We start from the raw sequence: 7,955 nt of genomic DNA, 5'->3' as shown, positions 1-7,955 counted from the left end.
TCCTTCTCCCGGTCCGCCCGCGCGGGGCTCGTGGTGGGGGCGGGCACGCGGGTCCGCTACTTCCCCGCGAACGCGGCGTTCATCGCGCCCGCCGCCTCGCTCGTGGCCCCGGCGACGTCGGACTTGCCGGTGACGACCTTCTGGAGCATGGTCGGGACGATGCTCTGCGCGTCGATCTTGGCCCACGCGGCGTCCTTGGGCACGAACTTGGTGCCGGCGTTCAGGGTGTCGATGAAGGGCTTCAGGAACGGGTCCTTGGCCACCACGTCGGCGCGGGCGGTGGCCAGCGTCGGCAGGTTGCCCATCGCGTCGAACATCGCGAGCTGGTACTTCTTGCCGGCCAGGACCTTCATGAAGTCGACGGCCAGGCTGCGGTGCTGGGTGGACTTCATGACGCCGAGGTCGTTGCCGCCGGAGAAGGCGGGGGCGACGGAGCCGGGGGTCAGGCCGGGCAGCGGCACGACGGCGTACTTGCCCTGGACGCCCGCCTCGACGGCGCTGCGCGACGAGTTGGGCAGGATCGCCATCGCCGCCTTGCCCGCGGAGAACGCCTCGACGGTCTTGCCGCCGGTCAGGTCGGCGCACTGCTCGGCGGGGCAGATGTCCTTGGCGAACAGGTCGGTGTAGGCCTTGACGCCGGCCTGCGACTCGGGCGAGTCGATGACGGACTTGTACGCCCCGCCCTGCTGCGCCGCCAGGTCGCCGCCCGAGGCCCACACGAACGGCAGCGCGCCGAACGTGTACTTGCCGCCCACCGCGATGCCGAACATCTCGGGCTTCGCGGCGCGGGCCTTCTTGGCCGCCTCGACGAGCTCGGCGTAGGTGGTCGGCGCCTTGATGCCCAGCTCGGTGAAGACGTCGGTGCGGTAGTAGAGCGAGCGCAGCCCGATCCACCACGGCAGGCCGTACTGCGCGCCGTTGACGGTGGTGGTGTCCTTGAGGTCCTGCGGCAGGTCGCCGGCCTCGGACCAGCCGGCGAGGTCGGCGGTGATGTCGGCGAGGCCGCCCGCGGCGACGTACCCGAACAGGTCGGTGTTGCCGAACTCGACGACGTCGGGGGCGCTGTTCGGGTCGTTGAACGCGCCCTTCATCTTCTCGGCGCGCGGCCCGGCGTCGGTGGGTATGTAGCTGACCTCGACCTTGACCTTGGGGCGCGTGGCCGTGAACTCGGCGACGGCCTCGTTGACGACCTTTTCCTTGGGCGCGCGGTTGGCCTCGTCGTACAGCCAGACCTTGACCGTGCCGGTCTGCTCGTCCTTGGCGTCCGACTTGGACGCGGTGCCGGGGGCGCACGCCGACGCGGCGGCGAGGACCGCGCCCGACAGGGCGAGCATGGTCCATCTGCGGATCTTCACGACGTTTCCTCCTGAGGCCGGGGCAGTCCGGTGCCGGGTGCTGCGGGACGTTAGGGAAGGTCCGAAAGCCGCGACAAGACGCATCGGCGAACGTTGTGCAGTGCAAAACTCGATGCTGCGTATGTGGCACTCGCCGCTTTCTTGGCCGTAACGTCCCTGGTCATTGCTCCACGCATGCACAATGGTCTAGACCGATCATGGGTCCGCGTGGATCTCGGACGCTTCGGAGGATGTGCGTGTACGACGTGCTGCTGCGCGGCGGCTGGGTGCTCGACGGCACCGGTGCCCCCGCCTTCCGCGCCGACGTCGCCGTGGACCACGGGCGCATCGCGGCAGTCGGCGCGCTGCCCGGCGCCAGGGCCGCGACGGAGATCGACGCCACGGGCCGGTACGTCTCCCCCGGCTTCGTCGACGCGCACGTGCACGGCGACGCCGCGGTCCTGGACCCGGCCGTGCAATTGGCGGCGCTGCGGCAGGGCGTGACGACGTTCGTGCTCGGCCAGGACGGCCTGTCGTACGCCCCCGCGACCGCGGCGGCGCTGGCCTTCGCCACCCGGTACTTCGCGGCGATCAACGGCCCCCACCCCGGGCTCGGGGACGGGCCGGTCACGGTCGCCGAGCTGCTCGCCACGTACACCGGCACCACCGCGCTGAACACCGCGTACCTCGTGCCGCACGGCACCGTGCGGCACAGCGCGCTCGGCCCGACCGACCGGGCGGCCGACGCCGCCGACCTGGCGGTGATGGCCGGCCTGGTCGAACAGGCGCTGGACGAGGGCGCGTGCGGCATCTCGACCGGCCTGGAGTACATCCCCGGCCGGTACGCCGACACCGCCGAGCTGGCCGCGCTCACCCGCGTCGCCGCCCGGCGCGGCCTGCCGCACGTGTCCCACATGCGCGGCTACGAGTCGGCGGCTTCCGGGGCGATGACCGAACTCCTGGCCGTCGCCCGGGCCTCGGGCGTGGCCACCCACGTGTCGCACTACCACGGCCCCGCCGCCGAACTGGTGGCCATGGTCGACGACGCCCGCGCGGACGGCATCGACCTGACCTTCGACGCCTACCCCTACCTGCGCGGATGCAGCATCCTCGCAATGGTGGCGCTGCCGCGCGAGCTCGACGACCCCGACCTCGACCGCACCCGCGACGCCCTCACCGACCCGCGCGTGAGAGCCCGGCTCGCCGCCGAGACAGACCCGGAGCTGTGGCCGCGCATCACCCTGGCCCACGTGCCCGCCGAGGACTTCGCGTGGTCCGAGGGCATGCGGCTCACGGACGCCGCCCGCAAGGTCGGGGCAAGCCCCGCCGCCTTCTGCGCCGAACTGCTGATCGCCACGGACCTCCAGGCGAGCGCGGTGTTCGACCAGCCCCCGACCAACTCCGACGAGTCCGTCCGCGCACTGCTGCGCCACCCCGCCCACATCGGCGGCTCGGACGGCATCTACATCGGCGGCAGCCCGCACCCGCGCGGCTGGGGCGCCTTCGCCCGGCTGCTGGCCCGGCACGTCGTCGAGCTCGGCGACTGGACCTGGGAGCAGGCCGCGGTCCACCTCGCCGCCCATCCGGCCCGCCGCTTCGGCCTGACCGACCGCGGCCTGGTCCGCGCCGGCATGGCCGCCGACCTCGCGGTCGTCGACCCGCGCACGGTGGCCGACCGCGCCGACTACGGCGACGCCCGGCGGGTCGCCGACGGCATCGCGGACGTGCTGGTGGCGGGCGTACCGGTGCTGGCAGGCGGAGAGCTGACCGGGCGCACCCCCGGCCGACCGCTGCGACCGAGGTAGGGGCGGACGATGACCACGACGGACCGGAACCAGTCGGCGTCGCTGCGGCGCGCGCTGCTCGTCCTCGAATACGTGCGCGACCAGGCCGGCGGCGCCCCCAGCCTGACGCTCACCCACATCGCCGAGGCGCTGGACCTCTCCAAGAGCACGGTGCTGCGCCTCGCGACGCCGCTGCTGGACACCCAGCTCCTGGCCCGGGACCGGGAGTCCGGGCACTTCCGGCTGGGGCCGGGGGCGCTGGCGCTCGGGCAGGCGTACCTCGCGAGCCTCGACCTGCGCAGCGTCGCGTCCGACGAGGCGTACCGGCTGATGCGCGAGTGGGGCGGCACCGTGCACCTGTGCGTGCCGGACGCCCCGCACGTCGTGTACATCGACAAGGTCGAGAACGAGACGCAGGTCCGGATGGCCTCGCGCATCGGCTCCCGCGCGCCTATGTACTGCACGGCGGTCGGGAAGGCGATGCTTGCCTGGCTGCCCGAGGACGTGGTGTCCCTGGTGATCGGCGCCGGGCTGCCGCCGATCACCACCCGCACGCTGACCGGCCCCGAGGCGCTGCGCGGCGAACTCGCCCGCATCCGCGCCCGGGGGTACTCGGTCGACGACCGTGAGAACGAACCGGAGGTACGCTGCGTGGCCGCACCCATCTTCGACCACGACAACGCCGTGACCGGCGCCTTGTCGGTGTCGGGGCTCACTTCGCGCATCACCGCCGCGCGCGTGCGCGAACTCGGGCCGTCGGTCGCGGCCGCCGCCCAGCGGGTCTCCAAGGTGCTGGGGGCCACGCGATGAGCGCCCGCGACGCGGCCGACGAGCCGGTGGGCCGACCGTCGGCGGAAGACGCCGAATCCTTCGGCCCGTTCGACAAGGGCCTGTGGGCCACCGACTCGGGCGGACTCACCGCAGAGGTGCTGCGCGGTGGCGAACTCGATCTGTTCTCAGGCCCGTTCGCCTACCCGGTGATGGTCGCACGGCAGTCCGTGCTGACCGCGAACATCGCGACGATGTCGACGTACACGCGGCGGCACGGCGTGCTGTTCGCGCCGCACGGCAAGACGTCGATGGCTCCGAGGCTCTTCGCGGACCAACTGGCGGCGGGCGCGTGGGGAATCACCGTCGCCACCGCCAATCAGGCCCTGGCCGCACGCACGTTCGGTGTGCCGCGCGTGTTCCTCGCCAACGAGCTGTTGGACGGCCGGGCGCTGCGCTGGGCCGCGGAACAATCGGCGGCGGGCTGGGAGTTCGTGTTCTACGTCGACTCCCCCGAAGGCGTCGGGGCGGCCGCCGAGGCGGTGGCCGCGGTGCCGGGCGGACGGCTCGACGTGGTCGTGGAGCTGGGCCGACCGGGCGGGCGTACCGGCTGCCGCTCGGTCGCCCAGGCCGCGGACCTGGCCCGGTCGGCCGCCGCCCGACCGGGCCTGTCCGTGGTCGGCGCGGCCGGGTACGAAGGCGGACTGCCCGACACCGAGGCCGTCTCCGCCTGGCTGCGCGACCTCGCCGCGCTCGGGGACGCCGTCGCCGACCTGGTTCCCCAGGGGCGGCTGCCGATCGTCTCGGCGGGCGGCAGCGCGTGGTTCGACGCGGTGGTCGACGTCCTCGGCCCGTTGCGCGACCGGCGGCAGGTCATCCTGCGCAGCGGCGCGTACGTGTCCCATGACGACGGCTACTACAGCCGCGCCACGCCGTTCCGGCGGCACCCCGAGGAGGGCCGCCTCGCCGGCGGGCTGGAGGTCTGGGCGCAGGTGCTGTCGGCGCCCGAACCGGGCCTGGCCGTGCTGGGCGCCGGGCGCCGCGACGTCCCGTTCGACATCGATCTGCCCACTCCCCTCGAAGTCCGCGGCACCGACGGCGTGTTGCGCCCGGCGGGTGACGCGGCGGTGGTCAAGCTGGACGACCAGCACGCGTACGTCGAAACCCGCGGCACCGCGCTCGTCCCGGGCGAGGTCGTGCGCCTCGGCATCTCGCACCCGTGTACGGCGTTCGACAAGTGGCGGGTGATCCCGGTGGTGGACGACGAGTACCGCGTGGTCGACGTACTGCGCACCTATTTCTGAGGGGGACACCAGATGTGGACGGGATCCAGATGAACGCGCTCGGCGGCGGCCCGCCCGAGGTCCTGACCCTCGGCGAGACGATGGTGCTGCTGTGCGCGCCGGGCATCGGCCCGCTGCGGCACGCGCGTTCGCTCGACGTGGCGATCGGCGGCGCGGAGTCCAACGTCGCCGTCGGCCTGACCCGGCTCGGGGTGCGGACGGCGTGGATCGGGCGCGTCGGCGACGACGAGTTCGGACGCCTGGTGCGCGGCACGCTCGCGGGCGAGGGCGTGGACGTCTCGTACGCCGTGGTCGACCCCGCAGCGCCCACCGGCCTGATGGTCAAGGCGCGGCGCACGAGTGCCGCCACCGAGGTCAACTACTACCGCGCGGGCAGCGCCGGTTCGCGGCTTTCCCCGGACGACCTGCCGGCCGGGCTGGCGGACAAGGTGCGGCTGCTGCACCTGACCGGGATCACGCCCGCGTTGTCGGAGTCGGCGTACGACACGGTCGAGGCCGCGCTCGTGTCCCGCGGCGGCGCCGTCACGGTGTCGCTCGACCTCAACTACCGTCAGGCGCTGTGGCCTCCGGCCGTCGCGGCGCCGGTACTGCGCGGCCTCGTGGAGCGCTGCGACGTGCTGTTCGCGACCGAGGCGGAGGCGCGCCTCGTGCTCGGCGACCCGCGTGGCCCGGGCGCCTCACCGCTCGAACTCGGATACGCCCTGGCCGCGCTCGGGCCGTCGCAGGTCGTCGTCAAGCGCGGCGCGCGCGGCGCGGTCGCGGTGGTGGACGGTGTCGCGTACGACGCCCCGGTGCACCAGGTCGACGCGGTCGACCCGGTGGGCGCGGGCGACGCCTTCGCGGCGGGCTACCTCGCCGAACTCCTCGCCGGTGCCGACGTCCTGGCGCGCCTGGCGACCGCGGCGGCGTCCGGCGCCTTCGCGGTAACCGTGCACGGCGACTGGGAAGGCCTGCCGCGCCGCGACGAACTCGCTCTGCTGCAACTGCTCGACGCGGACGACGCCGTCGCCCGCTGAGCCTGCCCCTCCAACACCCACTCCGGAAAGCGAACGCACATGCCCCGCAAGGAACTCCGCAGCTCCGACGCCCCCGCCCCCGGCGGCACGTACTCCCAGGGCATCGACACCGGTGACTTCGTCTTCACCTCGGGCCAGGGACCCAACGACCCCAAGACGGGGCAGCCGGTCGGCGACGACATCGCCACGCAGACGCGCCAGACCCTCGACAACCTCAAGGCCGTCCTCGCCGAAGCGGGCCTGGACTTCAGCCATGTCGTGAAGGTGACGACCCACCTGGAGCACCTGAAGCGCGACTTCGCCGGCTACGACGCGGTGTACCGCGAGTACTTCAGCGAGCCGTACCCGGTCCGCACCACGGTCGGCTCCGACCTGATGAACATCCTCGTCGAGATCGACGTCGTGGCCCGCCGCCCCTGAGGTGAGCGCGTGCGCGCGGGCCCGTGTCCTCGGGGGACGCGGGCCCGCAGGCGTCTCCACCGCTTCTACGCCGTCAACTCCCGGGTGAGGGGCGTGGCATAGCGGATGACGTACTTCCTCGCGGCGAGCCAGGTCCGCAGGTTCTCCGCCTCCGCCTCGACCGCCTTGCGGGCTTCGGCGCCCCGGTCCAGCAGCAGGCGCCACACGATCTCGCCGTCGGAACGCTGCGCCCACGCGCCGACGATCTCGCCGTTCCACCACACGGTCGGGCCGCCGTTGCCCGCGGTGTCGTAGAGCTGGGGGCGCAACTCGGGGTCGACGTACCAGTCGCGGTGCCGCCACCCCATCGTCGCCGGGTCCAGGCTGGGCAGTAGTGCGGCCCAGGGTTCGTCGACGCCGGCGCCGCCGTCGGCGCCCTCGGCGTCATCCGCGAGCAGCCATGCGGGGCCTTCCGCGACCCCGACCTCGGCCGTCTCGATGCGGGCCAGTGCGCGGCGTACGTCGCCGACCGGCCAGCCGGTCCACCACTTGATGTCGTCGGTGGTGGCGGGGCCGTAGGTCGCGAGCCAGCGGCGTACCACCTCCGCCCGTGCGTCGTCCGGGTCGAGTTCGGGCATCGCGTCGGCGGGCTCGTAGCGGAACTGCCCCGACGTCCAGCCGCCCACCGGCCGGCCGCGCCGCACGCGCCCGTCCATCGCGAGGAGCCGCAGCACCGAACTCCCGACCCGCTGCACCGCCTCGTACGGCTTGCCCGGCGACAGGGTGACCGTCTCCTGGAGGGCGGGCACCTCGGCGGTCACGTCGTTGACGCGGGCCGCCGATCCGAACCCGCGCAACGCGGCCAGCGCGTCGTCCTCGGCCTTCGCCAGCCAGGCGGCGTCCCGGCCGGTTCCGGTCGCCGCCAGCAGCTTCAGGAAACTCGCCCGCTCCCGCGCGGCGACCGCGCGCGTGGTGGACACCTGCAATGCGGGGGCGAGGTCGTCCGGCACCACGAACAGCGTGCGCCGCATGCAGTGCATCCGCAGGAGCGAGCGGTCTTCGTACAACGCCTGGTCCAACGCGTCCACCACGCCCGCCCGTTCGGCCGAGCGCGCCCGCGCCGACAACACCACCGTCGCGGCGTCCGTCGCATGCAACCCGACCAGCCGGTCCGCGATCTCCACCACCCCGGCCACACGATGCGAGGGGGCCAACATGTGCCGCCGCCCGAGCCGCCCCCGCCGCTGATCCACTCCGATGCGCATCAACCAACCCTAGGTCGTGTCTTCAAATTCTCGCCGGGCCCGCGGGCCGTGGCACGCACGCTCGCCGCGTTGCGGACCTTGCCCG

7 protein-coding genes are annotated in these 7,955 nt (G+C 73.4%); 5 read left to right on the top strand and 2 right to left on the bottom strand.

Going from position 1 to position 7,955, the window contains the following annotated elements; genetic code table 11:
- Positions 1-56: 56 nt before the first annotated feature.
- Entirely contained in the window at positions 57-1,334 is a 1,278-nt protein-coding gene (locus AB0C36_RS41885; protein WP_358364755.1) for an extracellular solute-binding protein, read from the bottom strand.
- A gap of 251 nt (positions 1,335-1,585) precedes the next feature.
- Here AB0C36_RS41885 and AB0C36_RS41880 point away from each other — a divergent pair, with 251 nt between their 5' ends.
- Genes AB0C36_RS41880 through AB0C36_RS41860 form a run of 5 tightly spaced genes read left to right on the top strand, consistent with a single transcriptional unit; the run spans position 1,586 to position 6,626 of the window.
- On the top strand, positions 1,586-3,139 hold the full coding sequence (locus AB0C36_RS41880; RefSeq protein WP_358364752.1) for an N-acyl-D-amino-acid deacylase family protein: 1,554 nt from the start codon (positions 1,586-1,588) through the stop codon (positions 3,137-3,139).
- Between the two features lie 9 nt (positions 3,140-3,148).
- Positions 3,149-3,928 (top strand): IclR family transcriptional regulator, encoded by a 780-nt coding sequence (locus AB0C36_RS41875; RefSeq protein ID WP_358364750.1) that lies wholly within the window; start codon positions 3,149-3,151, stop codon positions 3,926-3,928.
- Positions 3,925-5,190, top strand: coding sequence for an alanine racemase (locus tag AB0C36_RS41870; RefSeq protein ID WP_358364747.1), 1,266 nt, complete (start codon positions 3,925-3,927; stop codon positions 5,188-5,190). Before AB0C36_RS41875 ends, AB0C36_RS41870 begins: the two co-directional genes overlap by 4 nt.
- 14 nt (positions 5,191-5,204) lie before the next feature.
- Positions 5,205-6,206: a sugar kinase gene (locus AB0C36_RS41865; protein WP_358364744.1), complete on the top strand. Its 1,002-nt coding sequence runs from the start codon at positions 5,205-5,207 to the stop codon at positions 6,204-6,206.
- Positions 6,207-6,245: 39 nt separating this feature from the next.
- Entirely contained in the window at positions 6,246-6,626 is a 381-nt protein-coding gene (locus tag AB0C36_RS41860; protein WP_358364742.1) for a RidA family protein, read from the top strand.
- Positions 6,627-6,691: 65 nt separating this feature from the next.
- Here AB0C36_RS41860 and AB0C36_RS41855 read toward each other — a convergent pair whose 3' ends face one another.
- Positions 6,692-7,870, bottom strand: coding sequence for a winged helix DNA-binding domain-containing protein (locus tag AB0C36_RS41855; RefSeq protein ID WP_358364740.1), 1,179 nt, complete (start codon positions 7,868-7,870; stop codon positions 6,692-6,694).
- Positions 7,871-7,955: the final 85 nt, after the last annotated feature.

Source organism: Streptodolium elevatio (assembly GCF_040649515.1).
In the GTDB taxonomy this organism is placed as follows: domain Bacteria; phylum Actinomycetota; class Actinomycetes; order Streptomycetales; family Streptomycetaceae; genus Yinghuangia; species Yinghuangia elevatio.
Note: the sequence above shows the minus strand (reverse complement) of the source record. Positions and strands in the feature narration are given on the sequence as shown.

Excerpts from the sequence above, each read along its gene's own strand:
- AB0C36_RS41860 (WP_358364742.1), top strand. The coding sequence starts at position 6,246 with ATGCCCCGCAAGGAACTCCGCAGCTCCGACGCCCCCGCCCCCGGCGGC.
- AB0C36_RS41880 (WP_358364752.1), top strand. The coding sequence starts at position 1,586 with ATGTGCGTGTACGACGTGCTGCTGCGCGGCGGCTGGGTGCTCGACGGC.
- AB0C36_RS41885 (WP_358364755.1), bottom strand. The coding sequence starts at position 1,334 with ATGCTCGCCCTGTCGGGCGCGGTCCTCGCCGCCGCGTCGGCGTGCGCC.
- AB0C36_RS41875 (WP_358364750.1), top strand. The coding sequence starts at position 3,149 with ATGACCACGACGGACCGGAACCAGTCGGCGTCGCTGCGGCGCGCGCTG.
- AB0C36_RS41855 (WP_358364740.1), bottom strand. The coding sequence starts at position 7,870 with ATGCGCATCGGAGTGGATCAGCGGCGGGGGCGGCTCGGGCGGCGGCAC.
- AB0C36_RS41870 (WP_358364747.1), top strand. The coding sequence starts at position 3,925 with ATGAGCGCCCGCGACGCGGCCGACGAGCCGGTGGGCCGACCGTCGGCG.